We start from the raw sequence: 26,578 nt of genomic DNA, 5'->3' as shown, positions 1-26,578 counted from the left end.
TTTTGAGTGTTATCGGTTTCAAAAAGAATGCGCTTTTTTGATATATCGCGCTCTTTCCATCTCAATTTGCCAACTGAAAACACCTTTATTCAGAAACTCCTCCACATCAAAACACAATATCCTACAAATGCTTCCGGAAAACGAATACAGAGAAGGGCTCGACGAATTGGCGGCACATTACCGCCGAACACTTGAACTGTTGGGCGAAGATCCGCAACGAGAAGGATTGGAAAAGACGCCTATGCGTGTGGCGAAGGCCATGCAAGTGCTCACTCGGGGCTATTCTCAAGATGCGCGAAAGGTGCTCACCGATGCCCTTTTTGCCGAGAAATACAATCAGATGGTCATCGTAAAAGACATCGATTTCTTCTCTCTTTGCGAGCATCACTTGCTTCCTTTCTACGGGAAAGCGCATGTTGCCTACATCCCCAACGGCTATATCACGGGTCTAAGCAAAGTAGCCAGAGTGGTAGACATCTTCAGTCATCGACTACAAGTGCAGGAAAGGATGACCCAACAGATCAAAGACTGCATCCAAGACACCCTAAAACCTCTCGGCGTGATGGTCGTTGTCGAGGCCAAACACCTATGTATGCAAATGCGCGGTGTCGAAAAACAAAACTCAGTGACCACTACCAGCGATTTCAGCGGAGCTTTCAATCAAGCTAAAACCCGAGAAGAATTCATGAATTTGTTGAGAGGCGAATATAAAACTTTTTAACTCTTGTGAGTGCAAGGTTCTTTTCATGAGATGTTTATCTTTTGACTTTACAAATAAAAAATCAAGATGAAAAAAATCAAATTCTTAACAATGGCATTGAGCTGCATGGCAGTTCTCGGCCTCACCTCATGTCTTAGCGATAACGGTAACGACAATGTGCAGTACAAACTCCTTGGAACGACGGAGAAAACGGTCTATATGAACGCTATCACCGGTAGTTATAAGGGTAAGCTGAAGTACATGACGGCGCGTCAAGACGGCAAACTCGACTCGACGGACATTACCTGGACCATCACTCGAGACTCGGTTCTCACTGTCACCAACTTCCCCGTAAAGGTGTTGGCCAACTACATTACGAAGGCCGATGTGAAAGCAACGGTAGAGAGTGCTTCACCGGTGAGCTTCAAAGCCATGGTAAAAGTGCCTTCCTATACGCTCGAACAGTATTACCAACAGGGCTATTATCTGTTTGGCTTGCTGCCCAAAGAGAAAATCACCTTTATGGCAGGAACGAAGAAAGCCACGGTTAACTACGCCAAAAGGATTCCCTCCGGCAGTTTGAGACAGTCTTATCTGTATCCCGAAATTGTTTATTACAAAGGCTCATCAACCGGTTATATCCTCGTCGAAAACGTGGTGATTGATTCTGAAATCTACGAAGTCAATATGCCGTTGCTGCTGGTTGGCAAGAAACAATAGTTGAGAATGAAATTGATTTCCTGGAATGTCAACGGTCTGCGGGCCTGTGTTGGCAAAGGTTTTGAGACGATTTTCAAAACGCTCGATGCCGATTTCTTCTGCCTTCAAGAGACAAAAATGCAGGCCGGACAGCTCGATTTGCAATTCCCCGGTTATGCGTCTTATTGGAATTATGCCGAGAAAAAAGGCTACTCGGGCACGGCGATATACACCAAACACCGCCCCTTGAGCGTGAGTTACGGCATCGGTGTGGAGGCGCACGACCATGAAGGGCGGGTGATCACCCTTGAGATGGACACCTTTTACCTCGTGACAGTTTACACGCCCAATGCCCAAGAAGAGCTTCGAAGGTTGGACTACCGCCTGCAATGGGAAACCGATTTTCAGGCCTACCTTCATGACTTGAATCAGAAAAAACCGGTCATTGTGTGCGGAGACATGAATGTGGCCCACCAGGAAATAGACCTCAAGAACCCCAAAACCAATCGCCGCAATGCAGGATTCACCGATGAAGAGCGGGAGAAAATGACGCAACTCCTGGACAAAGGCTTTGTCGACAGCTTTCGTTTTCTCCATCCCGACGAGGCTACTTATAGCTGGTGGTCCTATCGTTTCAAAGCACGTGAGCGCAATACGGGGTGGCGCATCGACTACTTCTTGGTGTCCAACCTGCTGAAAGACCGCATCCTCGATGCCAAGATACACACCGACATCTTTGGAAGCGATCATTGTCCGGTGGAATTAGACTTAAGATAAACGTCGCCCAGAGCTCTTTTCGCTCTGTTTGACGTATCAAAATACCCCTTAGAGGCTGCGTGAACGGCTTCTAAGGGGTATTTCTTTTGAGACGAACGAGCACTGTTTGGGTTTCGATCGTCGAATTGCTGCCGATCCATCGGCATGAAAAAGGCCTGACACCGCATGGGTATTAGGCCTTTTGTTTTCTTTTTCGAAGCGTAAGTATCTCTTACTCTGCAACGGGTGCACCGCCTCTTTTCTCCTTGATACGTGCTTTCTTGCCCGTAAGTCCACGGAGATAGTAGAGCCGAGCGCGACGAACCTTACCGCGCTTGTTCACCTCGATGCTATCGATGTTCGGCGATTCGATGGGGAAGATACGTTCAACACCGATGGTGCCCGACATCTTGCGAACCGTGAAACGCTTCTTCTCTCCATGTCCGGAGATGCGAATCACAACGCCACGATAGAGCTGGATACGTTCTTTTGTTCCCTCGACAATTTTGTAAGCGACAGTAATGGTGTCTCCCGAGTTGAATTGGGGAAACTTCTTGCCGGTTGCAAATGCTTCTTCAGCAACTTTAATCAAATCCATTTTGCTTGATATTTAAATTGTTTATTGTCCCAACGTAACATAGCAAGGCTACTCTTCCTCCTGCCAGCGATTACGCCAAAAGCGGTGCAAAGTTACGATTTTTTGTTGATGTGCCAAAGGATGAAGTCCTAAAATACGACCTGATGGCGATTCTTCTCACTGAGAAATGCGACAGGACATGCCGTACTCATCGAATTTTCCACCCCGTTGCGCATTCATTGATGACTATTTTACTTCTTACTCCTTTTCCCCTTCTTCTTCCATCTCTTAGTTTTCGCCGCGCGTTTTCTTAGCTTTTGCAGTTCATTTTCTTAGCTTTTGCAGTTCATTTTCTTAGCTTTTGCAGTTCATTTTCTTAGCTTTTGCAATATGTTTTCTAAACGATTGATTGTCAGATGTTTGTGAAGCTAATCCGGAGGGGTGACTTTGGGGGGAGTTAAAGTTCGTAGTTAGACTGTCCATCGCCCTCGCCATGCAGCGCCTCTTTAAAGTCTTTCCAACTTTGGAAGCCCACAAAAAGAGCGATCTTATCCAGCGTCTCAGGAGTCGGTTTCCCAGAGTCGGCCAAATGCATCCACACCTTTCGTAGCGCAGAAGGGTGTAACGACACGCGATGACGGGCAAATTCCATCGCCAACTTCTCAAAGTCGGAAGCCAATGTGATGCTTTTGCCCACCTTCTTTTCCACCTCGGCGAGCAAAATCTTCAATTCTTGTTTCATTCTCTACTATGCAAATTGAAATATTTTGGTTGCAAAGGTAGAAAAAAGTTGATAAGAAAAGCAGGGCCAACACCGTCGAAATTCCTGCCAAATGTTAGGCTTATACCCACTTTTAGGTATTGTCGGGGCAGGGTGGAAAGCGTAAATTTGCAAGCCTATCAATATGGAACAAAAAAGAATTACATTAACAAACAAAGAATTTTATGAGCAGAAACATATTCTCACAGATGAGTGGCGAAACATCCGAAGTAGAAAATACACCCTTTCGTTATAGACAAGAGAACGACAATTTTTTCAACCGTGTAACCGTGACCGTAGACAAAGAGGGCATGCTCGAACAGAGATTCAATGAGCAAAATCCCAAGGATATGACTGGCATACGCGTCGTTGGCCCCATTGATGCTACCGATTTAGCCTTCCTTTCCAAGCTCTCTTCGGGTAACGAACTCGAAAGTCTGCACTCCATCAACCTGCACGATGCTCTCATTGGCTGTCTTCCTCCGCGGTGTTTCGAGGGCTTGGTCTATCTCACCCATCTTTATCTACCTACCGGTTTGGAAGAAATCGGCGATTTTGCTCTTGCCAACTGCAACGCACTCACCGAGATCATCCTGCCTCAAGGTTTAAAACGCATCGGGCAGCAGGCTTTCATCAACCTGCATCTACATTCTATTTGCATTCCGGCAAGCGTAGAACACATCGGCGAAGGGGCTCTTGCCGGTATCAAAGAGCTGACAGAGGTGTGTGTAGACAGGGCAAACGGAAGGTTTAGGCTGATAGACGGTCTGCTCATTGATGAGCGCGAGAAACTACTGTTGCAGTGTTTCAACTTCAAAACGGGTGAAGTACGCATCGCAGAGGGTATTGACCGCATCGGCACGCTGGCCTTTGGTCGAGCGCAAGAGGTCACTTCTGTGTATATTCCGCAGTCGGTGAGGCGCATCGGAGCAGATGCCTTCGCCTCTACTTACAGCTTGCAGTGTATCAATGTGGAAGAAACGAATGTCAACTACAGTTCCATCGAGGGTGTTCTCTTCGATAAGGCACAGACAGAACTGATTTGTTATCCGTCATCAAGGGAGGTAACAGAATATGTTGTCCCTGCAACGGTGCGTGTCTTGGCGGCAGGGGCCTTTCAAGAGGTGGGCGGACAAAATTCGCATGTGGGCAAAACGGAGAAGAACCGGCAGATGCTCAAACGCGTAGAATTGCCCGAGGGACTCGAAGAAATCGGTGCCGACGCCTTCCTTTTCTCGGGCATCGAACACGTCAATCTTCCTTCCAGCGTGAGGAAAATAGGTCGTAATAGTTTCTACTACACCAATATTGAGGAGGCGATCGTCCCTGAAGGCGTACAACGACTGGAAGATGGTGTTTTCTATGCTTGTTATTCGCTTAGGAAGGTGTCGCTACCCTCTACGTTAAAATATGTCGGTGCAGGTGTATTCGATCTTTCCGACGGTCTGAAAAACATCGAGATACACGCCCAAGTACCACCGGAATGCCATTCGGAGGCCTTCGGAAAGATTGGGACACACCCCAAACTACATGTCGTTGGGGGAGATCTCGCTGCCTATGAAGCCGACGAACAGTGGGTTATGCTCTCGGATCGGAAGATGAGTACCCGTCTCCGTCTCAATGCGCCGTTGAGATTGGATGCCGCATCTAAAGAGAAACTCAAACATATAGCCCTTTATCAGGAAACCAGTAAACGGGTAGCGGTGTTGGATAAAGACTTTTTCCGACGGAAAAATTAATGCTTCCGATACTTTCATTCATAGTCAATCATGTTCAATCACTTAAATTAATCTCTTTATGAAAAGATTTTTATCTCTCTTTTTGTTGTTAACAACTGCCCTCATTGCGATGGCGCAAGAAGCCTACAAACAGAAAGACGACCACTATTTCAACCAAGTGGTGCTGCAAGTGACGGCTCCCGGCACGCTGGAACAAGCCTATTATAACGCCAGCCCCAGCAGTATACAGGGCTTAAAGGTAGAAGGACCGATGAACGAGGCCGACATGCGCTTCATCGCCAGCCTCTCTGCACCCGGCAATTTGGGTAGTTTGCATTCCATTAACCTGCATGATGCGCAGCTCGAGCACATCCCCGACAACTGCTTCAAGGGTCAAACCTACGTTACCAACTTCTATTTTCCCGCCACACTGAAAGAAATCGGCAGCTTTGCCTTTGCTCATGTAGGATCGTTGCAAGAGATCACTCTACCCGAAGGCTTAGAGCGCATTGGCGAACAGGCTTTTGTGGGAACGGTGCAGACGAAGAATCTTGTCATTCCCGCTTCGGTTGTGCAGATTGGCGACGGTGCTTTTGCTCACCTCAAAAAAGCCGTTAGCGTGTCGGTGGCCGCTGGTAATCCGGCATTCAAAGTGGATAACGGGCTTCTCATCGACCTTCGCACCAACCGATTGCTGCAATGTTTTGTCTATCGAACGGGCGAACTCGATCTGCCTGGTACGCTTGAGAGCATCGGAGGTCTGGCTTTCGGCACGGCATCCAAGCTGACCAGCATCCATATCCCGGCCTCTATCAAGGAGATCGGCGAGGATGCGTTTGCCGCTACCTATGCGCTTGCCTCTATTGAGGTAGAGACGGCCAGCGAACACTTTGTTTCGGTAGACGGTGTGCTCTTCAACAAGGCGCAGACCACGCTCATCTGCTATCCCACCTCCAAGCACGGAACGACTTATACCGTGCCCGCCACGGTGCGCGAACTGGCTACCGGAGCTTTCCAAGAGTGCGGTGGAGGAAATGCTTACAAAGACATCAAGAAGAGTTCGGAAAAGAGAAAGGTGGCACTGGCCCACATTCGATTGCCCGAAGGTCTTGAAAAAATGGGCAAATATGCCTTTACCTACACCGGTGTGGCCGACATCAACATTCCCAAAACTGTGCGCGAGATAGGCAAAGAGTGTTTCTACTACTCGGATATCGAGACGATCGAAGTGCCCGAGGGCGTTACTCGCATCGAAGACGGCACGTTTGCTTATTGCTATTCGCTCGAAACGCTCTCATTGCCCTCTACCCTTCGCCATATTGGGGCCAAGGTATTCTGTATGGACGACCGGATGACCACGCTCAATATCTCTGCCCAAACACCGCCAACGCTCGACGACGAGACGTTCAATCTCCTCGGAGCCACCCTCGCTTTGCATGTGCCCAAGGGGTCGAAAAAGGCTTATGAGAGAGCAGCGGGTTGGAGTGACTTCTCTTTCGATAGCATTGAAGACGATCTGAAGGTGGTGACGGCTCTGCAAACGGTGCCCCAAGCACAGGCAGAGGCTGTGGAAGTGGCACGTTACAACCTCTCCGGCTGTCGCCTCTCGGCCCCTGAACGTGGTGTCAACCTCGTGAAGATGAGCGATGGCAGGGTGAAAAAAGTGCTGGTGGAATAGCCCTCTCGCCGCATGCAGAAAGACGAACGGACGTATGACGTCTGGTTCGTTTCTACCCCATAGTTGCCGGATGGTGCCTAACGGTGCCATCCGGCATTTTTCAATTTAGCTCGAAACGAGGCATCGCTATTTCTTTGTGAGGATGTAAAGACTGCCTTTTCAATAAGCGGGAAACGGTTTTTTGGGCAATCTCTATAATCGATTGAAAACCCATCTCTTATCAGATGATTTTCAAAACCTTAGCTTTTGGCGTGCAAAAGCTAAGAAAACGCAGGGCGAAAGCTAAGAAAATGAAGTGCGAAAGCTAAGAGATGGAGGAGTAAGGGGGGAGTAGTAAGGAGTAAGGGGGAAAGTAGTAAGTAGTAAAGGGGGGAGGTCGTAAGGAGTAGGGATAGATCTGTTGGTAGGGTAGGATGAGCAAGTGAAGCGCAGCGATCTTGTTGAAGCGATGCTCCTTCATAACAACCCTATCGGGGGTGGTATGTTTTTAATGGAGAATGGATTATTGAGAATAGATCAATGATTGCAGAGAGCGCATGGGAAAGGGCGTTTGATAAAAAGTCTTTCGTAGGCGCAAATCTTATTTTTTTGTACTAATTTTGCACGTTGACGGGCTTGTATGCCATATGAAACGGCCCGAATCGCCAAGATGCTTAGGATAAAAAAACTCGACATCTTTATTACTAAACAGTTTGGATTGCTGTTTTTCGGAACCTTCTTCATCTGCCAGTTCGTGCTGATGATGCAGTTTCTGTGGCGATATATCGACGACTTGATCGGCAAAGGTTTGTCGATGGAGATTCTGGCACAGTTTTTTTGGTACATGGGATTGATGATGGTACCGCAGGCTTTGCCTTTGGCCATTCTGCTTTCCTCGCTCATCACTTTTGGCAATCTGGGCGAGAGCAGTGAGCTAACCGCCATCAAGGCTGCCGGAATCTCGTTGATGCGATCGTTTCGATCGCTGATTTTCATCAGCATTGCCATCAGCTTCGCCTCTTTCATCTTTCAAAACGAAATCGGACCGCGGTCTACCATCAAGATCGCACAGCTGTTGATCTCGATGAAACAGAAGAGTCCGGAGCTCGAAATCCCGGAAGGCGTGTTCTACGACGGTATTCCCAACAGCAACATCTACGTGCAAAAGAAAGACTTGGAGACGGGTAAGTTTTACGGAATCATGATCTATCGAATGTCCAACAGCTATGAAGACTCGGAGATTATCCTGGCAGACTCGGGCATGTTGCAGTCTACCGCCGAAAAGAAACACCTGTTGCTCACGCTGTGGGCAGGCGAATGGTTCTCCAATCAATCGCAAGAGGTAGGCAGCAATGCCGCTGCTCCTTATCGAAGGGAGAGCTTCTTGGAGAAGAAAATGCTAATCGACTTCAATGCAGACTTCAGTATGACCGATGCCGGATTGCTCTCTGGCGATGCCAAAGGAAAGGGATTGGTGAAGATTTATCACGATTTAGACTCGCTGAGACGGTCGACCGACAGCATCGGACAAGCTTTCTATCGCGAAACCCAAGCCTCTTATTATCACACGGCTCATCTCAACCGGATGGATTCCTTAGCGGCTGTGAAGACTGTAGCCAGGAAATTGCTGCCGATAGACACTCTTTTCAACCGAATGAACACCGAGCAAAAGAAGGAAACGGTGGGTAGTGCGAGGGCACAAGTGCAGTCGATCTTGTCGGATATGGAGTTTAAGACGATGATAACCGAGGATGCTAACCGCATGATTCGGCAGCATGAAATCGAGGCGATCAATAAGTTCACCGTTGCTCTCTCGTGTCTCATCTTCTTTTTTATCGGTGCACCGCTCGGGGCCATCATCCGAAAGGGAGGCTTAGGCATACCTGTTATCGTCTCGGTGCTGGTGTTCATCGTCTATTACATCCTCGACAACTCCGGCTATCAAATGTCCCGGCGTGGCATTTGGGCCGTTTGGTTTGGGCGAAGTCTGGCCCCGGCTATCCTCACCCCTATCGCTGTCTTTGTTACTTACAAAGCCAATAAAGACTCGGTCGTGTTCAATCTCGACGCCTATCGTCATATGGCGATGAGGCTTTTGGGCCTTCGCATCAAACGACAGGTGGCCGGTAAAGAAGTGATCATCAATGATCCCGACTACCAACGCGATGCCGAACAACTGGTGGAACTCAACCACCGCGTGCAAACCTATGCCCAATCGCACCACCTGAAACAGGCTCCTGGCGTTGTTCAAGTGTTTTTCAAATATCATCCCGACCACGATGTGGAGGAAATGAGCGAACAACTGGAGCTCATCATAGACGATTTGGGGAACACACGCAACAAAATCATCCTGGCCGAACTCAACAAATATCCCATCCTCTCGGTGAAAGCGCACACCCGACCTTTCGATCGGCAGTGGATGAACGTCGTTGCGGCCGTGCTTTTCCCCGTGGGTCTGTTCTTGTATCTGCGGATGTGGCGTTTCCGCTTGCGTCTGTTGCACGACCTGAAGGTCATCACCCAGACCAGCGAAACCATCGTTCGCACCATCCATTCGATGGAGCCGGGAGCGAGATAAAAGGGCGAACGATACGTTACACCTTATTATATATAGAAACCAATAAAAGATAATGATATGGCAGAACTGACACTCAACAGCGTTGAAGAAGCGATAGCCGACTTCAGAGACGGAAAGTTTGTGATTGTTGTAGATGATGAAGACCGCGAAAACGAGGGCGACCTGATTATCGCCGCCGAGAAAATAACGGCCGAGAAGGTGAATTTCATGCTCAAACATGCCCGAGGCGTGTTGTGTGCACCGGTCACTTTGTCGCGTTGCAAAGAGCTCAACCTGCCCCATCAGGTGGCTGACAACACCTCGGTGCTGGGCACTCCCTTCACCGTTACAGTGGATAAGCTGGAAGGATGCTCAACAGGCGTCTCCGCACACGACCGTGCCGAGACCATCAAAGCACTGGCCGACCCGACGTCGAAGCCTGAAACCTTCGGCCGACCCGGACATATCAACCCGCTGTATGCCCAAGACAACGGCGTATTGCGCAGGAGCGGACACACCGAAGCGGCCATCGACCTATGCCGAATGGCTGGTTTATATCCCGTAGGAGCCCTGATGGAGATTATGAATGAGGACGGAACGATGGCCCGACTGCCCGAACTTAAAGAAATGGCGCAGAAGTACGACCTGAAGCTCATCAGCATTAAAGACATGATTGCCTACCGACTGAAAACGGAATCGCTCATCGAAGTGGGGCAAACGGTAGACATGCCCACCAAATACGGCCATTTTCAGCTCACCCCTTTCCGGCAGGTGAGCAACGGATTGGAACATTTTGCCCTGACCAAAGGTCAGTGGGCGGCAGACGAAGCGGTGCTGGTGCGTGTGCATTCGTCGTGTGCTACGGGCGACATCTTGGGCAGTTTGCGCTGCGACTGCGGCGATCAGCTGCACCTTTCGCTCGAGATGATCGAGCAAGAAGGTAAAGGCGTGCTCATCTATATGCAGCAAGAAGGACGCGGAATAGGCCTGATGAACAAAATTGCGGCCTACAAACTGCAAGAGCAGGGCTACGACACGGTGGATGCCAACGTGCATTTGGGTTTCAAACCCGATGAAAGAGACTATGGCTGCGGGGCTCAAATGCTGCGCCACCTCAAGGTGCACAAGATGCGGCTCCTCACCAACAATCCCGTGAAACGCGTGGGATTAGAGGCTTATGGACTGGAAATTGCCGAGAACATCCCACTGGAAGTGCATCCCAACGAATATGATTACAAATATCTAAAGACCAAACAAGAACGGATGGGGCACCATCTGCACCTCTGATTCTTCCCCACCTGCGCCCCCTGTCCCCAGCGGATAGGGGGCATTTTTTTCTCCTTACTTCAAGAATCGCCATTCGACGACAAGAAAAGAAACCTTCTCGATGGCATATTACATGCTAAAAAGACTGCCCCAGTTCAGAATCACCTCCAAACACACGCTGCGATAACAACCGAGTAGCGATGGGCTTGTTGATAGGGTAGGATGAGCAAGCGAAGCGCGCCCACCCAGTCTTGACAATGCTCATCCATAACAACCTTATAGAGATGGATCTGTTGAATTCCTCTAAGTGAGGAGGCTCGGACAGACCAAGAGAAAGACCTCATTTCCGATAAACACAGATTTCCGAAAATTTTCTTTCAAAAAATGTACGACTTTCTGTCAATTTTGTCGTACATTTGCGGAGGAACAGGGATGCGGAATCTCAATGCCGATAGCACCTTTACAATCAACTGAAAACCAAGAACTTACAAGAACGCTTCGCAAAAGCTAAGAAAACGCCTTGCAAAAGCTAAGAAAATGGAAGGCAAAAGCTAAGAGATGACACCGCAAAAGCTAAGAGTTGGGAGAGCAATGCCTCAACCGGTCCTTTCCCTCTTGACAGCGGACACATGCCGTCCGCCCGTTCAATCGCCTGCAAGCGGCCTCCCGCCGCACCTGATGACACCAACGTAAAAAAGACCTAAACCTCGATTTATTATGATCTATATAGAACTGCCTTTTGACGAAACGCGACGACTCACCTTTTATCTATCGATGGAAGAATTCGTTGCCAGGCACCTCGACTTAGACGATTGCTTCTTTATGTGGCAAGTAGAACCTACCGTTATCTTTGGGCGAAACCAGCTCATCGAGAACGAAGTGAACCTGGACTACTGTCGGAAGCACCACATCAACACCGTGCGTAGAAAGAGCGGAGGAGGTTGTGTTTATGCCGATATGAGCAATGTGATGTTCTCTTACATCACGAAAGACGAAAACGTGAACTTCACCTTTGGGCGTTACATCGACATGGTGACCCAAACCCTGTGCAAACTCGGCGTAGATGCGAAGGCCAGCGGAAGGAACGATATCCTCATCGATGGCAAAAAGGTGTCGGGAAACGCCTTTTACCACATTCCCGGGCGAAGCATCGTGCACGGAACAATGCTCTACGACACGAATATGGAGAACATGGTGGGCAGCATTACACCCACCGATGCCAAGCTGGTGAGCAAAGGCGTGAAGAGCGTTCGTCAGCACATCGCTCTGCTGAAAGACTATACGGACATCTCTTTGGAAGACTTCAAGGCCTTTGTCAGAAGAGATTTGTGCGAGAGAACCCACCGACTGACGGATGAAGACGTGCGTATCGTAGAGGAAATCGAGCGCGAATATCTTACGCCCGAGTTTATCTACGGCAGCAACCCCCGCTATTCGGTGGTTCATCATCGGCGAATCGAGAACGTTGGCGACTTTGAAGTGCGCATCGAACTCAAGAATGGCATCATCAAAGCCGTGAATGTGATGGGCGACTTCTTCCTCACGGGCGACATAGACAACCGTCTTCTCGAGTTGCTCAAGAACATTCCCTACACCGAAGAAGCCGTTCGGCAGGCATTGCCACCCAAAGTGGACGACATTATCATGAACCTGAAGAAAGAAGATTTTATCAAGCTTATCATCAATCCTTAAGAATATGGAGAATAAAAAAACGTGCCTGTATGACAAGCACACCGCGCTCGGGGCGTTGATGCAACCCTTCGGGGGCTTTGAAATGCCCATTCAGTACACTTCTATCACCGAAGAGCACAACGCCGTGCGAGGCGATTGCGGCGTATTCGATGTCTCGCACATGGGCGAAGTCTATGTCACAGGGCCCGATGCAGAGAAATACGTCAATCACATCTTTACCAATGATGTGACAGGAGCCTCCATCGGAAAGGTGTTCTATGGCATGATGCTCTATCCCGACGGCGGAACGGTAGACGATATGCTGGTTTACAAGATGGGAGAGAACGAGTTTTTTATCGTGATCAATGCAGCCAATATCGATAAAGACGTGGACTGGATGAGACAAAACAGCGACGGACTGGATGTCACCATCGATCATTGCTCCGACTACTACGGGCAGCTCGCCGTGCAAGGACCCAAAGCCGAGGAGGTGATGGAGACCGTGTTGGGCATTCCTTGCAAAGAACTGGCGTTCTATACGGCCAAAACCATTGACGAAAAGCAGGGAACGGCCATCGTCAGTCGTACGGGATATACCGGTGAAGACGGCTTTGAAATTTATGGTTCGCACGACTTGATACGTCAGCTTTGGGACCAACTCATGGCCAGCGGACAGTGCAAACCTTGCGGATTGGGCTGTCGAGACACGCTTCGCTTTGAGGTGGGACTGCCCTTGTACGGTCACGAACTCAGCAAAGACATCTCTCCGGTGATGGCGGGCTTCAGTATGTTTTGCAAACTCGACAAACCAGAATTCATTGGCAAAGAAGCCGTTGCCCGTCAGAAGGGCGAGGGCGTGCAAAAAAAACTGGTGGGCATCGAGCTTCACGATAAAGCGATTCCGCGAAATGGCTATTCGGTGTGGAAAGATGGACAGATGATAGGCGAGGTAACCACCGGATACCATACCATCTCTGTAGATAAAAGCGTGTGTATGGCTCTCATCGACAGTGCATATGCTGCTTTGGGCACCGACGTAGAAGTGCAAATCAGAAAGAAAACCTTCCCCGGGACCATCGTCAAGAAGAAGTTCTATGACAAACATTATAAGAAATAAAATACGAATAACAAACCCTATAAAAAAGTAAAAACCTTATGGCAAAATTTATTGAAGGGCTCTATTACAGCGAGTCGCACGAATATGTACGTGTAGAAGGAGACTATGCTTTCATCGGTATCACCGATTATGCACAAGGAGCATTGGGAAATGTGGTTTATGTCGATATGCCCGACGTGGACGATGAAGTGGAAGCAGGAGAAGATTTCGGAGCCGTTGAAAGCGTAAAGGCGGCAAGCGACCTTACTTCTCCTGTGAGCGGAACCGTCGTTGAGACCAATGAGGCCCTCGAAGATGCTCCCGAACTGCTCAACAAAGATGCTTTCGAAAATTGGATTATGAAGGTGAAGCTGTCTGATAAAACCGAGTTGGACGGCTTGATGGATGCAAAAGCCTACGAAGAATTTTGTAATCAATAGGCTCTCTTCCCTTTCAAGAAAAGGCTCTTCTTTTGTTTCAAGAGGGCGTTTCCCCTTTCTGAAGGAGATGTTTCTCCTTTTTCAAAGAGGTATTCTGTCTTCTTTCAAGAGTTGCTTTGCCTTTTCTTAGGAAACATTTTGGCTTTCTCAAAGAAACACTTTGTCTTTTTTAGAAAATACTTCAACCCAAAGTATGATGCAATATAAGTTTTTCCCGCATACAGAAGAAGACGTTGAGCAGATGCTGAGCCGAATTGGCATCGGTTCGCTCGACGACTTATATAAAGAGGTTCCCGAGGAAATTCGGTTCAGAAGAAACTATCATCTGCCCGAAGCGATGTCGGAACAGGAAATCAGAAACTTCTTTCGCGAATTGGGAAGTAAGAATCAACAGCTCACCATCTTTGCAGGCGGCGGCGTTTACGACCATTACACACCCTCGATCATCCCACATCTCGTGGCGCGATCGGAGTTTCTCACCAGTTATACACCCTATCAGGCGGAGATTTCGCAAGGAACGTTGCACTACATCTTCGAGTTTCAAAGCATGATGGCAGAACTAACGGGAATGCCGATCTCAAATGCGTCGATGTATGATGGCAGCACTGCTACGGCAGAAGCGGCACTGATGGCTGTGGCTTCGGCCAAGAAAGCCGATCGGGTGCTGGTGTCGCAGACCGTCGATGAGAAGATTCTCGCTGTCATCAAGACGTATGCTCACTTCCAATCTATCCGTGTCGACGTGGTGGAGGCCGAAGAAGGTGTCACCTCCCGCTCTGCTCTTGTCGACGAACTCAAGCAAGGCGGCGTGGCAGGAGTGATCGTTCAGCAACCCAATAAATACGGAATCGTGGAAGACTACGAAGGATGGGCCGACATCTGCCACAACGAAAAGGCTCTGTTCATCATGAATGCCAACCCGGCCGACCTGGCTCTGCTGAAAACTCCGGCCGAATTGGGAGCCGATATTGCTGTGGGCGATGGGCAGTCGTTGGGCATTCCCATGTCGTTCGGCGGTCCGTCGGTAGGTTATATGTGCTGTACGGAGAAGCTCATGAGGAAGATGCCGGGGCGGATTGTCGGGAAAACGGTAGACAACAAAGGGCAACGCGTCTTTGTTCTCACCCTTCAGGCCCGCGAACAACACATCCGACGCGAGAAAGCCACCTCTAATATCTGTTCCAATCAAAGTTTGATGGCTTTGTTTGTCACCATCTATCTCAGTGTGATGGGTAAGGAAGGACTGAAAGAAGCGGCCCAGATGTCGTGCGACGGAGCACATTATTTATACGACCAACTGATCGGGTCGGGGCATTTTACGCCTGCTTTCAATCAACCCTTCTTCAACGAATTCTGTGTGAAATATGATGGAGACGTCGATGTTCTGCAACAACAACTGCTTCAGCGAGGCATTCTGGGCGGCATCAAAATAGACAGCCACACCGTGATGTTTGCCGTAACGGAGAAGCATACCAAAGAAGACATCGACCAACTCGTACAATCAGCAACCCTTTCATCCCCAAAATAATGAACAACAGACTATACGGGAACTTGATTTTCGAACTTTCCCACACCGGACAACGGGGGTATAGCTTGCCCAAAAGCAAGATCGAACGCCATGAACTACCCGCCAACCTGCGGAGAACAACCGATGCCCAGCTCCCCGAATGCGATGAAGTGACGGTGGTAAGACATTATACCAACCTAAGCAGTAACAACTTCGGAGTAGACAACGGTTTCTATCCCTTGGGCAGTTGCACGATGAAATACAATCCCGTCATCAACGAAGAAGTGGCCAGTATGCCCGCCTTTGTCGACCTACACCCCTTGCAGCCCGTGTCCACTTGTCAAGGTGCGTTGGCGGTGTATTACGGTTTGCAGCAAGCTTTGTCAGAACTCTCCGGCATGTACGAGTTTACGCTCAATCCCTTTGCGGGGGCACAAGGCGAACTGACGGGTCTGATGATGATTCGGGCCTATCATAACAGTCGGCAAGACTACAAACGCACGAAAGTGATTGTTCCCGATTCGGCCCACGGAACCAATCCCGCATCGGCAGCTGTCTGCGGTTTAGAAGTAGTAGAAGTGAAGAGCACGCCTCAGGGAACCGTCGATACAGAAGACCTCCGACGACTTTTAGACGACAGCATCGCAGCCATGATGATGACCAACCCCAACACACTCGGACTCTTCGAGAAGGATATACCCGTCATCACAGAGATGGTGCACGCCTGCGGCGGACTGATGTACTACGACGGAGCCAATCTCAACCCCCTATTGGGCGAATGTCGTCCCGGAGACATGGGATTCGACGTGATGCACATCAACCTTCACAAAACCTTTTCCACGCCACACGGAGGCGGAGGGCCCGGTGCCGGTCCCGTCGGAGTGCGCAAAGGCCTCGAGCAATTCTTGCCTTCGCCGCGAGTGATCCTCAAAGACGGGCAGTTCGACGTAGAGCAAAAACACTGCCTACTCTCGCCCGATGGCAGCGAAATGCGCGTAGGCTCCTTCTTTGGCAACTTCGGCGTACTCCTGAAAGCCTACACCTACATCCTCACTTTGGGCCGAGAGAACCTCAAAATGGTAGGACCGCTGGCCACGTTGAACGCCAACTACATCAAAGAATCCCTCAAAGACGTCTACGAATTGCCCATCGACGGACTCTGCAAACATGAATTCGTCTTCGATGGACTCAAAGACAAACAAACCGGAGTCAGAACCATGGACGTAGCCAAAGCCCTGTTAGACTACGGCTATCACGCCCCCACCATCTACTTCCCCCTGCTCTTTCACGAAGCCATGATGATCGAGCCCACCGAGACCGAAAGCAAATCTACCATCGACGGCTTCATCGACACCATGCGAAAGATTGCCCAAGACGCCGCCCAAGAACCTCAAAAAGTCACATCGGCCCCACATACCACCCCCGTAGGTCGGGTCGACGACGTCTTAGCAGCCAAACATCCCATCACCACCTATCAGCAACTCATTCATGACAAAGACTGACCTCATCATTATCGGCAGCGGTCCCGGAGGGTACAGAGCAGCCGAATACGCCGCACGAAAAGGGCTTCAAGTCACCATCATCGAAGCCCACGACGCCGGAGGAACCTGCCTCAACAGCGGCTGCATCCCCACAAAAACCCTGTGTAAGCATGCCGAAGTGGCCGACACCATCAGAGACGCCGCCACCTACGGCATCCACCTATCCAGCACCGACTTCTCCATCGACATGCCGGCCATCATCGACCGCAAGCAAGCCATCATCGACCGGCTGCGTCAAGGCGTAGAACAAATCATGGCCATGCCCGGAATCACCTATCTAAAAGGCAAAGCCCATTTCTCCGGAAACAAAACCATCGTCGTCGACGACCAAGAAATCACCGCCGACAACATCCTCATCGCCACCGGCTCCACCGCCAAACAACTACCCATAGAAGGCATCGACCTCCCCGGCGTGCTCACCTCCACCGAGCTGCTCGACCTCCCCCGCATCCCCCAACGCCTCTGCGTCATCGGCGCAGGCGTCATCGGAATGGAGTTCGCCAGCATCTATCGCAGTTTGGGCAGTGAAGTCTGCGTCGTCGAATACCTCAAAGAATGCCTCCCGGCTTTAGACAGCGACATCGCCAAACGCCTGCGCAAACAACTCGAACAGCGCGGCATCGACTTCTCCTTCCAGTCTGCCGTGAGCCGCATCGAGAAAAACGAAGGCCTCCTACGCCTGCATTACGAAAAGAAAGGCAAAGCCGCCTTCATCGATGCCGACATCATCCTGATGGCCACCGGACGCAAGCCCAACATCGAAGGTCTCCACCTCCCATCCACCGACATCCGCCACAGCCCCGCAGGCATCTCCACCGACGAGAATCTGCAAACCAACGTGCCCGGCGTCTACGCCATCGGCGACGTGAACGGACGGCAGATGCTCGCCCACACCGCCATCTTCCAAGGCTTCCGAGCCGTGAACCACATCCTGGGCACCCCCGATCGCATCCGCCTCGACCTCATCCCCGCCGCCATCTTCACCCATCCCGAAGCCGGAAGCGTAGGCCTGAGCGAAGACCAATGCAAAGAGGCAGCAACCCCCTATCGCTGCCACAAAGGCTATTACCGCTCCAATGGCAAAGCCCATGCCGGCAACGCCACCGAAGGGATGATCAAGCTTCTCACCGACGAGCAAGGCACCCTCTTGGGCTGCCACCTCTATGGCGAGCACGCCGCCTTCATCGCGCAAGAAGTAGCCGTACTCATGAACCTCGGGGCCACCCTCGACCGTCTGGGCGACATCGTCCACACGCATCCCACCTTGAGCGAGATTTTGCAAGACATGGCCCTCAGGCCTTAAGCAGTCAATCCATTTTTTGAGAAGAGAATGCACTCCGCACAGAGGGCATTCTCTTTTTTTGTTAGAAAAAACTTTTTTGATGCACAGAATCTGTGATTTTCTGCATGAAAAACTTTTTTGATGCACAGAATCTATGATTTTCTGCATGAAAAGCTTTTTTGATGTACAAAATCTGTGATTTTCTACATGAAAAACTTTTTTGATGCACAGAATCTGTGATTTTCTGCATGAAAAACTTTTTTGATGCACAGAATCTGTGATTTTCTGTATGAAAAACTTTTTTGATGCACAGAATCTGTGATTTTCTGCATAGAAATCTTTTTTGATGCACAGAATCTGTGATTTTCTGTATAAGAAGCTTTTTTGATGCATAGAATCTGTGATTTTCTGCATGAAAAGCTTTTTTGATGCACAAAATCTGTGATTTTCTGTATGAAAAACTTTTTTGCTATTCAAACTGCAGCATTTTATATAACGAAAAATATTTATTTACAAAAATGTTTGGAACTTTGACAGGAAAAAACTATTTTTGCGCAGAGATGGTCGATGTTTCGATAGCATTTCAATTTTAAACAGAAAAAAGCTGAAAATCTATTTCAGTAAAATAGTTAGGGCTATATCATGATCTACCTTTTGACAAGCAAATGTTGAATCCTTAAATAAAATAGAAGATGAAAGTGTTGATGAAAGAATTATGGCTTCCCAAAATGGTGAAGATTCTGTCGGCTAATGCTAATAGGCTTAGCGGTGCGTTGCATGTGCAGTTTCAAAATCAGGTTTATGCCTTGGTCAAGCGGGAAAATGGAAAGAAAATCGGAGTGCCTGAACGATTAATGACGGAGTGGGCTGAGTTCATCGAGTTGGAGACCGACGCTGTGAAGCAATCACTCAAAACGGTTGAATTGGATGAGATGCACAAGATCGATAAGGAGCGCGACCGAGTGGTGTCGAACATTCTCGAGCTGATTAAGGCGCAAAGAAAGTCGCCCATCGAGGAAGTGGCCCAAGCGGCGATGTTGCTCTATCATTCTATCGGAAATTACAGAGGAATACAGAGCGAAACATTCGACGCAGAGACGGGCTATATTTGTAGCTTGCTCAAAGACTTGGAGCCAATGACCGCGCAGCTTTCTGTGCTGCAACTTAGTTCAACAGTAGGCAAACTCAAACAGCTGAATGAGGCTTATGAAAAACTCTTCCTAAAACGGCAGGAAAAATTGGTCCAACTGCGTTTGCCCACCATGAAAGACATTCGCCTCTATACAGACCAGATTTTCAATGCTGTTTGCCGACTCATCGAGGCTGCTTATGTGCATAGCTCTGTAGAAGACGACCAAAAAATGATCGAAAAGTTGGTGGACCATCTGAATGCTGAAATTAAACATTTCAAAACGACGCAGCGTGCTATCAATGCGCAGCAACGTAGTGCCCGGGAGCGTCGGGCCATCGAACTGCGCAAGGAATGGGCGGTGGCTCTACGGGTGTATGAAGAAAAAGTGGGATTGCCCGAGGGTTCGCTCCATATCACAGGGAAAATTCGAAATAGGGGGAAGGTTCGCACCTATGAGCTATTGGATCGGAGGAACAACAGGCGGCTCTATGTGAAAATGACAGAGGATGGATTTGTTGAGGTTTAAGAATCCATCAGGTCGATTCTCAAAAGTGAAAAGGATCGGAGAGAAAAGGCTTGATTCTCATCCCTAACAGGAGAGATTTCAACAGACCAGGACCTACGGCCTTGTTTTCTCTCTGTGTATCGTTGGCAGGGTGGATTGCACTGCACAAAAGATTGGAAAAATGGAAAAGAGAACTGATATGCGCTGTGCATATCAGTTCTCTTTTCGTTCCGGCCTCTATTCTTCTCGCCAATTCTTCAACGGAGCTTCCATCCCTCTCACTTAGGGGAGGGTAGAAACGGAGGGAGAGTAGGGGCGCCATTCGAAGAGGTCGTCTTTGTGGCGCGGGCGGATGGCGGAGTACCAGACGAAGTTGTCGAGTTTGGGCTTGGTGGGCGGTATTTGGGTCATGGGGTAGAGGGTGGCTTCGAATTTGCAGGTCCAGATTTTCTGGAGCTTTTTCTGTGGGTTGAGGTAGAGGCGGAGGGTGTCGGTCTCGAGGTAGTTGAGGCCGATGAGGGTGCTGTCGGCTTCGTCCATGGTGTAATAGACGGTGCGGACGTTGGCAATGGCGTCGTTTCGACGTAGAACGCCTTGGGTGAAGTAGGCGTACATGTCGCGCGAGGAGATTTGATTGTAATGGAGGCTGTCGGGGAGCTGCTCGATGGAGAGGGCTTGCCCCAGAACGCGGGCTTCGCGCAGGAGGCTGTCTTGGAGGTAGACTTTGATGCGCTGGCCGGTGAGTTGGCGGTTGGCATTCCAGACGATGGGGTGGCGGTAGAGGGTGAGGCAGGAGTCGCGGGTGGTGATGACGAGGGAATCGCAGACGGCTTGTAGGTCGGTGCGGTAGGCGCGGACGTGGTGGTAGGCGTGGATGTGACGCTGAACGGTGTCGGTGTTGAGGTGGAGGGTGTAGAGCTTGATGGAGTCGGCGTGGACGTAGAGGGTGTCGCCTTGTGAGTAGTCTTTGGCCAGGGTGCGACCGGTGGCGAAGCCGAAGCCGGTTTTTTCGTTGTATTCCATGTGCTCGCAGTGCAGGGTGTGGTGGTTGTGCTTGTCGACGTAGACGACGCGGCCGTGACCGTGGCTCAGGCCGGTGCGGTCGTCGTAGTAGAGGCTGTCGCCGGTGATGGTTTTGTCTTGGTCGTTGACGGTGGAGCGACCGAAGAGCTGGGCTTGGTCGGTGTGGGTGTTGAAGTAGGCGTCTTGGGTGTCGATGGTGCTGGCTTTGGAGGTGACTCTCGAGGGACCGGTGACGTGGGCCAGCGAGGTGCGGGTGTCGTAGTGGAGGGTGTCGGTGGTGATGAGCCGCTGGCCGTCGAGCATTTTGACGTTGTAGTAGAAGGAGGCTTGGCGGGTTTGGGTGTTGTATTGCCCCCAATCGGCGACGAGTTTTTGGTTTTTGTCGGTGAGGGTTCCGCCTTCGAAGAAGTAGGCGTTGTTGTAGAGCCGGTCGTAGTTGAGGCTGTCGGTGTGGAGGGTTTGGCCGCGGTGTTTGAGGATGACGTTCTGCCGGGCTTCCATCATCTGGCCTTGTCCGTCGTAGTAGGCGCGGTCGCAGGTGAGCGAGAGGGTATCGCCTTGCTGCATGCGCACGTGTCCGAAGGCGCGAAAGGAGTTGGTCGACTGGTAGAAGTAGGCACTGTCGCACCACATCCGCGCGCCTTGGTGGTGGAATTGTACTTTTCCTTTGACGATCTGGGCGTCGGGGACGAGGCCGAACTGGTCGTAACGGAGTTCGTCGGAGTGGACGAGGTAGACGCGGTCGTCTGGCACGGGCTTTTTCCCTTTTCGGGGGGTGGGGCGTTTCTGCGAAGGGGTGGTTTTCTTCTGTGAAGGATGCGGGGCGTGCTGCCAAAGGGGAGCTGCTATCTGACTTGCAAAAACAGGCGACAGACCTATGGCAAGCAGGCATAGAAGCGATGCGAGGATGCCTCTATGCCTGCTGTGATGCGGATGAATGGGGTGGAGGTGTTTCATTTCACCCAACCTTGATATTCGAAGTCACAACCTTTGTAGCGATCGTTCATGCGTACGTAGGTTTGCTTGATCTTGTTGACTACCCAGTTGTGTAGTTTCTTTTCTTTTTCTTTGGCGAGCACGACGTTGCGCATCACTTGGAAGTCTTCGGTGATGGTGGCTTTGTGGGCTTCTACTCTGCTTTTGAGCTTGACGATGGCGCAGACGGTTTTCCCGCGGTTGTTGACCATGGAGAAGGGCTGGGAGATGTCGCCTACTTTCATGCTTTCTACCTGACGGGCGACTTCGGTGGGGAGGTCGCGCATGCGGAAACGGGAGGTGAGGGAGCGATTTTCTTGGTCGGTGTAGGCCATGAGCCCGTGGTTGTTTTTCGTGTCTTTGTCGTCGGAGATGAAGGTGGCTCCTTCTTCAAAGGTGAATTTCCCGCTGCGGATGTCGGCAGCGATGGAATCGAGTCGGGCTTCGGCGTTGGTGATTTCTTCTTGCGAGATGCGGGGCTTGAGCAGAATGTGCCGCACGTTGACTTTATCGCCGCGTTTGTCGATGAGCTGGATGATGTGATAGCCGAATTCTGTCTCGACGATTTTCGAGATTTTCTTTGGATCGGTGAGGTTGAAGGCTGCGGCGGCGAAGGCAGGATCGAGTGTTCCGCGACCGGTGAAGCCGAGTTCTCCGCCCTGCCGTGCGCTACCAGGGTCTTCTGAGTAGAGGCGTGCCAGGGTGGCGAAGGTGGTTTCGCCTTTGGTCACGCGGTCGGTGTATTCGCGGAGTTGGTCTTTGATGCGGTTGATTTCGTCTTGCCGCACCTTGGGGTTCTGCGTGATGATTTCTACTTCTACTACGGTGGGCACGAGGGGGATGCTGTCGGCGGGTAGGGCGTTGAAGTAGCGACGCACGTCGGCGGGCGATACTTTTACGTCGGCCACGAGCTTGTCTTTCATCATGGTGATGAGGCGGTTGTTTTTGAAGTCGTCGTGCATGGCCTGCCGCATTTCCGAGACGCTTTGTTTGCGATATTCTTCAAGCTTTTCTTTCGAACCGATGAGTTGTATCCAGTAGTTGATTTGGTCTTCGATGCCTTGTGAGATGTCCGACTCGCTTACTTCCAGACTGTCGATGGCGGCTTGATGGAGGAATAGCTTCTGAACGGCCAGTTGCTCGGGGATGGAACAGTCGGGGTTGCCTTTGAACTTATGCCCATCGGCTTCGGCTTGCAGTCGGGCTGCTTCGACGTCGGATTTGAGGATGGGCTCGTCGCCCACAACCCAAATCACCTCGTCTATCACGCTGGTCTCGGGCACCACGGGATTTTCCTTGGCTACGCTGGGAGTTCGAGTAGAATCGTTGTCTGCCGCCGTGCGCCGTGCGCCTTGTTTGGCATGGGCAGAAAGGACTACTGCCAAAATCATGGCAGAAAGTCCGCAGAATATCTTTGTTCTTGTTTTCATTCTTGTGAAATGGATTGCGATGTTTTGATTTTGAGTCGTCGTCTGTGGACGAAATGCCTAAGAAGGCAAAGATGTCAGTGTTGGTTGACGGTTTGAACCACATCCGGGTTCACCTCCACCCGATGCTGGCGACGAAGAGCCTTCACCCATTCGCGTTCGAGTTCTTCTTGATAGTCGGCCACAACGAGCGGGCGCACATCGTCCAACTCTTTCGGAGCCTTGAGTCGCCGACCCAGCGTGGCCGAGAAAGGATAGCCGGTTAGAGGCTTGGGTTGTGCACCGGTGTTGAACACTTCGCGATCTACCAGCGCGTTGTCGCCCTGCTTGAAGAGGCCTTTCTCGGCGCGGATGCGTAGGGTGGAGTCGTTGTTGAAGGTCTTGCGCAGGGCTTCAGCCCAATGGTCGAAGGGGAGACGCTTGATGGTCTGCCGAACAGCTTTCAAGTCGGCCGCCGTCTTCGTATAGTAGGCGATGCCCTTGAATCGGGGAGCATCCCATGCATAACGTTTTTTATTCTTCTTGAAGAAGGCTTGCAGGCCGGCCTCGTCTTTGGCGGCTTTCTCCCATACCAGACGGTTGCTGATGTCGTAGAGCAACAATCCGTCGTGGTATTCCTGAATGAGGAACCTAAGGGCGGGGTCTTTAGCGGCCATTTCCTCGGTGCGCTGAGCGAGTACGTCCTGCGGCGTACGCTGTGGATGGGTTGAGGTGGCTAATGCTTCGAGCTTGCGGTCGATGATCTGCTCGCGCAGGTTGCGCTGGTCGATATATCTGAGAATGTCGGTACGCACAGAGTCGTAGGGCACGAACTGGCGACGGTCTTTCATGAGCACGATGTGATAGCCGGCGGGGGAGAGAAAAGGACGGCTCATTTCGCCACGCTTCAATGCATAGGCGGCGTCTTCAAACTCTTTGAGGGTTTGTCCGGGCTGAATCCAAGGCAGTTCGCCACCGTTCGAGGCCGAGCCTTTATCATCGGAAAACCGGCGGGCCAACGTGGCGAAGTCGGCTCCGGCGCGCAGAGCGGCATAGATAGAGTCGATTCTTACTTCGGCGGCGCGCTGCACTTCTTTCGACGCTTTCTGTGGAAGCAACAACAGGATGTGTGCCGGTTTCACCATTCCCCCCTGTGCATCGATGCGTTGCTGCGTCTCGGTGTAGATGCGTCGTGCCTCGGCTTCGAGGTCGGCATCGGTCACGAACGAGGGACGTATCTGCTGATCGCGGTAGCCAGCAAACTCTTGCTTGAAAGAAGTCTGCGTGTCGAGTCGGGCTTCCAATGCGGCGGCCACTTTGAGTTTATAATTGATGAAGAGTTCGACATATTCGGCTACAGTCTTCTTGTCTACCACGTTCTCGCCGTTGTTCTTGTTGTAGGAGTATTCAAATTCCGATCGGCTCACCGGTTGCCCGTCTATCGTCATGATGATGGGATCGGTCGTCTGGGCGTGGACGGCGGCAGAACAAAGAAGAAGGAGGGTGAGAAGTTTCATCTTTTAGGAGTAAAGGGAGTAAGGAGTATCAGTAGGAGGGAGGGGCGGAGCCAGTAGTAAGGAGTAGGGGAGGGAGCGAGGAGGATGTTCGGCTGTTTGTTTTGTTCTGTGGAAAGAGGGGAAAGGTTGATCGCACTTACTTCTTTCTATTCTCCTCCTTCCAACTTCTCTCCTTACTCCTTCCTACTCCCTCTTCATTCCGGTCTACTATAATTAGGAGCCTCGCTGGTGATGGTGATGTCGTGGGGATGACTTTCCAAGACGCCGGCATTGGTGATGCGGGTGAACTTGGCCTGATGCAGTGCAGTAATGTCGTGCGCACCACAGTAGCCCATGCCCGACCGCAGACCGCCGATGAGCTGATAGATCACCTCCTGTACCGTGCCTTTGTAGGGCACTCGGCCGGCGATGCCTTCCGGTACCAGTTTCTTGGCCTCTTTTGTGTCGCCTTGGAAGTAGCGATCTTTCGATCCGTTCTTCTGTTCCATGGCCTCCATCGAGCCCATACCGCGATAGGTTTTAAACTTTCGTCCATTGAAGATAATTGTTTCGCCGGGGCTTTCTTCTGTTCCTGCCACGAGCGACCCGATCATCACCGAACTGCCGCCCGCTGCAAGAGCCTTGACCACGTCGCCAGAGTAGCGCAGTCCGCCGTCGGCAATGAGCGGAACACCCGTTCCTTCGAGGGCACTGAACACGCTGTAGATGGCACTGAGCTGTGGAACGCCTACGCCAGCCACCACGCGAGTGGTGCAGATCGAGCCCGGACCGATGCCCACTTTCACGGCATCGGCACCGTTCTCAACGAGCAAACGAGCAGCCTCGCCCGTAGCAACGTTGCCCACAACAATGTCTACACCGGGGAAGGCCTGTTTGGCTTCGACGAGTTTTTCGACGACATACTTCGAATGTCCATGCGCCGTGTCGATAACGATGGCATCGGCTCCGGCCTCCACCAAGGCCTGCATGCGCTCCAGAGTGTCGGCCGTTACGCCTACTCCGGCCGCCACGCGCAGTCGTCCCTTTTCGTCTTTGCAGGCCATGGGCTTATCCTTGGCCTTGGTAATATCTTTATAAGTGATGAGTCCCACGAGATGGTTATCGGCATCGACAACGGGAAGCTTCTCGATTTTGTTTTCTTGCAGAATCTTGGCAGCTGCGGCCAAGTCGGTTTGTTGATGCGTCACGACGAGGTTTTCGCTGGTCATCACCTCGTCGATTTTCTTGTCGAGCCGGCGTTCGAAGCGCAGGTCGCGATTGGTGACGATGCCCACGAGTCGGTTTTCATCGTCCACTACGGGGATGCCTCCGATGTGATAGTCGCTCATCATTTCGAGTGCGTCTCTCACGGTGCGTCCTCGGCGGATGGTTACGGGGTCGTAAATCATTCCGTTCTCGGCCCGTTTCACTACGGCCACCTCGTGTGCTTGTTCCTCAATAGACATATTTTTATGAATCACGCCTATGCCTCCTTCCCGTGCAATGGCAATGGCCATGGCGGCTTCGGTGACGGTATCCATGGCAGCCGTTACGAAAGGGATGTTGAGATGGATATTCCGTGAGAAGCGTGTTTTCAACTCTACCGTTTTGGGCAGTACGTCTGAATAAGCGGGGATGAGGAGGACGTCGTCGTAGGTGAGTCCGTCCATCACGATTTTATCTGCAAGAAATGATGACATATCGAAGTTTTTAGGATTTGATTGCTTGCAAAAGTAGCAATAAAAAGTCAGATACCGTTCCCTGGAGTTTTGTTTTTCTTATTTATTAAGTGATGTTGTGGCGGGTGTCGAAGC

At 50.8% G+C, this 26,578-nt stretch carries 20 protein-coding genes; 14 read left to right on the top strand and 6 right to left on the bottom strand.

The window, feature by feature from the left end; translation table 11 throughout:
* Window positions 1–127: 127 nt before the first annotated feature.
* The 3 genes from folE (at window position 128) to J5A66_RS08170 (ending at window position 2,176) form a co-directional block, all read left to right on the top strand.
* Window positions 128–721: a GTP cyclohydrolase I FolE gene (folE, locus tag J5A66_RS08180; protein WP_211790146.1), complete on the top strand. Its 594-nt coding sequence runs from the start codon at window positions 128–130 to the stop codon at window positions 719–721.
* A gap of 66 nt (window positions 722–787) precedes the next feature.
* Complete coding sequence (locus J5A66_RS08175; RefSeq protein WP_211790145.1) at window positions 788–1,420, top strand: DUF4840 domain-containing protein; 633 nt, start codon at window positions 788–790, stop codon at window positions 1,418–1,420.
* Between the two features lie 6 nt (window positions 1,421–1,426).
* Window positions 1,427–2,176 carry an exodeoxyribonuclease III gene (locus tag J5A66_RS08170; protein WP_211790144.1) on the top strand — a complete coding sequence of 250 codons (750 nt, stop codon included), beginning with the start codon at window positions 1,427–1,429 and terminating at the stop codon, window positions 2,174–2,176.
* 211 nt (window positions 2,177–2,387) lie between these two features.
* Here the strand turns inward: J5A66_RS08170 and rplS are convergent, their stop codons facing one another.
* Together rplS and J5A66_RS08160 are read right to left on the bottom strand one after the other, a co-directional pair.
* Window positions 2,388–2,753, bottom strand: coding sequence for a 50S ribosomal protein L19 (rplS, locus tag J5A66_RS08165; RefSeq protein ID WP_211790143.1), 366 nt, complete (start codon window positions 2,751–2,753; stop codon window positions 2,388–2,390).
* A gap of 436 nt (window positions 2,754–3,189) precedes the next feature.
* Window positions 3,190–3,474 (bottom strand): hypothetical protein, encoded by a 285-nt coding sequence (locus tag J5A66_RS08160; RefSeq protein ID WP_211790142.1) that lies wholly within the window; start codon window positions 3,472–3,474, stop codon window positions 3,190–3,192.
* Window positions 3,475–3,677: 203 nt separating this feature from the next.
* Here J5A66_RS08160 and J5A66_RS08155 point away from each other — a divergent pair, with 203 nt between their 5' ends.
* From J5A66_RS08155 to J5A66_RS08105, 11 genes are all read left to right on the top strand, one after another.
* Window positions 3,678–5,231 (top strand): leucine-rich repeat domain-containing protein, encoded by a 1,554-nt coding sequence (locus J5A66_RS08155; protein ID WP_249109955.1) that lies wholly within the window; start codon window positions 3,678–3,680, stop codon window positions 5,229–5,231.
* A 58-nt stretch (window positions 5,232–5,289) separates the two neighbouring features.
* Window positions 5,290–6,888 carry a leucine-rich repeat domain-containing protein gene (locus J5A66_RS08150; protein WP_211790141.1) on the top strand — a complete coding sequence of 533 codons (1,599 nt, stop codon included), beginning with the start codon at window positions 5,290–5,292 and terminating at the stop codon, window positions 6,886–6,888.
* A gap of 649 nt (window positions 6,889–7,537) precedes the next feature.
* Window positions 7,538–9,445, top strand: a complete 1,908-nt coding sequence (locus tag J5A66_RS08145) for an LptF/LptG family permease (RefSeq protein WP_211790140.1) — start codon at window positions 7,538–7,540, stop codon at window positions 9,443–9,445.
* A gap of 57 nt (window positions 9,446–9,502) precedes the next feature.
* Window positions 9,503–10,711: a bifunctional 3,4-dihydroxy-2-butanone-4-phosphate synthase/GTP cyclohydrolase II gene (locus J5A66_RS08140; protein ID WP_211790139.1), complete on the top strand. Its 1,209-nt coding sequence runs from the start codon at window positions 9,503–9,505 to the stop codon at window positions 10,709–10,711.
* A 696-nt stretch (window positions 10,712–11,407) separates the two neighbouring features.
* Window positions 11,408–12,382 carry a lipoate--protein ligase gene (locus J5A66_RS08135; RefSeq protein WP_211790138.1) on the top strand — a complete coding sequence of 325 codons (975 nt, stop codon included), beginning with the start codon at window positions 11,408–11,410 and terminating at the stop codon, window positions 12,380–12,382.
* Between the two features lie 4 nt (window positions 12,383–12,386).
* Window positions 12,387–13,478, top strand: a complete 1,092-nt coding sequence (gene gcvT / locus J5A66_RS08130; protein WP_211790137.1) for a glycine cleavage system aminomethyltransferase GcvT — start codon at window positions 12,387–12,389, stop codon at window positions 13,476–13,478.
* 38 nt (window positions 13,479–13,516) lie between these two features.
* Window positions 13,517–13,897: a glycine cleavage system protein GcvH gene (gene gcvH / locus J5A66_RS08125; protein ID WP_211790136.1), complete on the top strand. Its 381-nt coding sequence runs from the start codon at window positions 13,517–13,519 to the stop codon at window positions 13,895–13,897.
* A 196-nt stretch (window positions 13,898–14,093) separates the two neighbouring features.
* Window positions 14,094–15,425 (top strand): aminomethyl-transferring glycine dehydrogenase subunit GcvPA, encoded by a 1,332-nt coding sequence (gene gcvPA, locus J5A66_RS08120; protein WP_211791482.1) that lies wholly within the window; start codon window positions 14,094–14,096, stop codon window positions 15,423–15,425.
* Complete coding sequence (gcvPB, locus tag J5A66_RS08115; RefSeq protein ID WP_211790135.1) at window positions 15,425–16,906, top strand: aminomethyl-transferring glycine dehydrogenase subunit GcvPB; 1,482 nt, start codon at window positions 15,425–15,427, stop codon at window positions 16,904–16,906. Before gcvPA ends, gcvPB begins: the two co-directional genes overlap by 1 nt.
* Window positions 16,893–18,248 carry a dihydrolipoyl dehydrogenase gene (gene lpdA / locus J5A66_RS08110; RefSeq protein WP_211790134.1) on the top strand — a complete coding sequence of 452 codons (1,356 nt, stop codon included), beginning with the start codon at window positions 16,893–16,895 and terminating at the stop codon, window positions 18,246–18,248. Before gcvPB ends, lpdA begins: the two co-directional genes overlap by 14 nt.
* 683 nt (window positions 18,249–18,931) lie before the next feature.
* Window positions 18,932–19,885: a DUF6261 family protein gene (locus J5A66_RS08105; protein ID WP_211790133.1), complete on the top strand. Its 954-nt coding sequence runs from the start codon at window positions 18,932–18,934 to the stop codon at window positions 19,883–19,885.
* A gap of 261 nt (window positions 19,886–20,146) precedes the next feature.
* Here J5A66_RS08105 and J5A66_RS08100 read toward each other — a convergent pair whose 3' ends face one another.
* From J5A66_RS08100 to guaB, 4 genes are all read right to left on the bottom strand, one after another.
* Window positions 20,147–21,844, bottom strand: a complete 1,698-nt coding sequence (locus J5A66_RS08100; protein WP_211790132.1) for an OstA-like protein — start codon at window positions 21,842–21,844, stop codon at window positions 20,147–20,149.
* Entirely contained in the window at window positions 21,841–23,292 is a 1,452-nt protein-coding gene (locus J5A66_RS08095; protein ID WP_211790131.1) for a peptidylprolyl isomerase, read from the bottom strand. The genes J5A66_RS08100 and J5A66_RS08095 overlap by 4 nt, the downstream gene beginning before the upstream one ends.
* 74 nt (window positions 23,293–23,366) lie before the next feature.
* Window positions 23,367–24,785: a peptidylprolyl isomerase gene (locus tag J5A66_RS08090; RefSeq protein ID WP_211790130.1), complete on the bottom strand. Its 1,419-nt coding sequence runs from the start codon at window positions 24,783–24,785 to the stop codon at window positions 23,367–23,369.
* Window positions 24,786–24,979: 194 nt separating this feature from the next.
* A complete protein-coding gene (guaB, locus tag J5A66_RS08085; RefSeq protein WP_211790129.1) occupies window positions 24,980–26,464 on the bottom strand; it encodes an IMP dehydrogenase in 1,485 nt (494 codons plus the stop codon).
* Window positions 26,465–26,578: the final 114 nt, after the last annotated feature.

The sequence above is a fragment of the Prevotella sp. oral taxon 475 genome (genome assembly GCF_018127805.1).
In the GTDB taxonomy this organism is placed as follows: domain Bacteria; phylum Bacteroidota; class Bacteroidia; order Bacteroidales; family Bacteroidaceae; genus Prevotella.
This window is presented reverse-complemented; position numbering and strand designations above follow the sequence as displayed.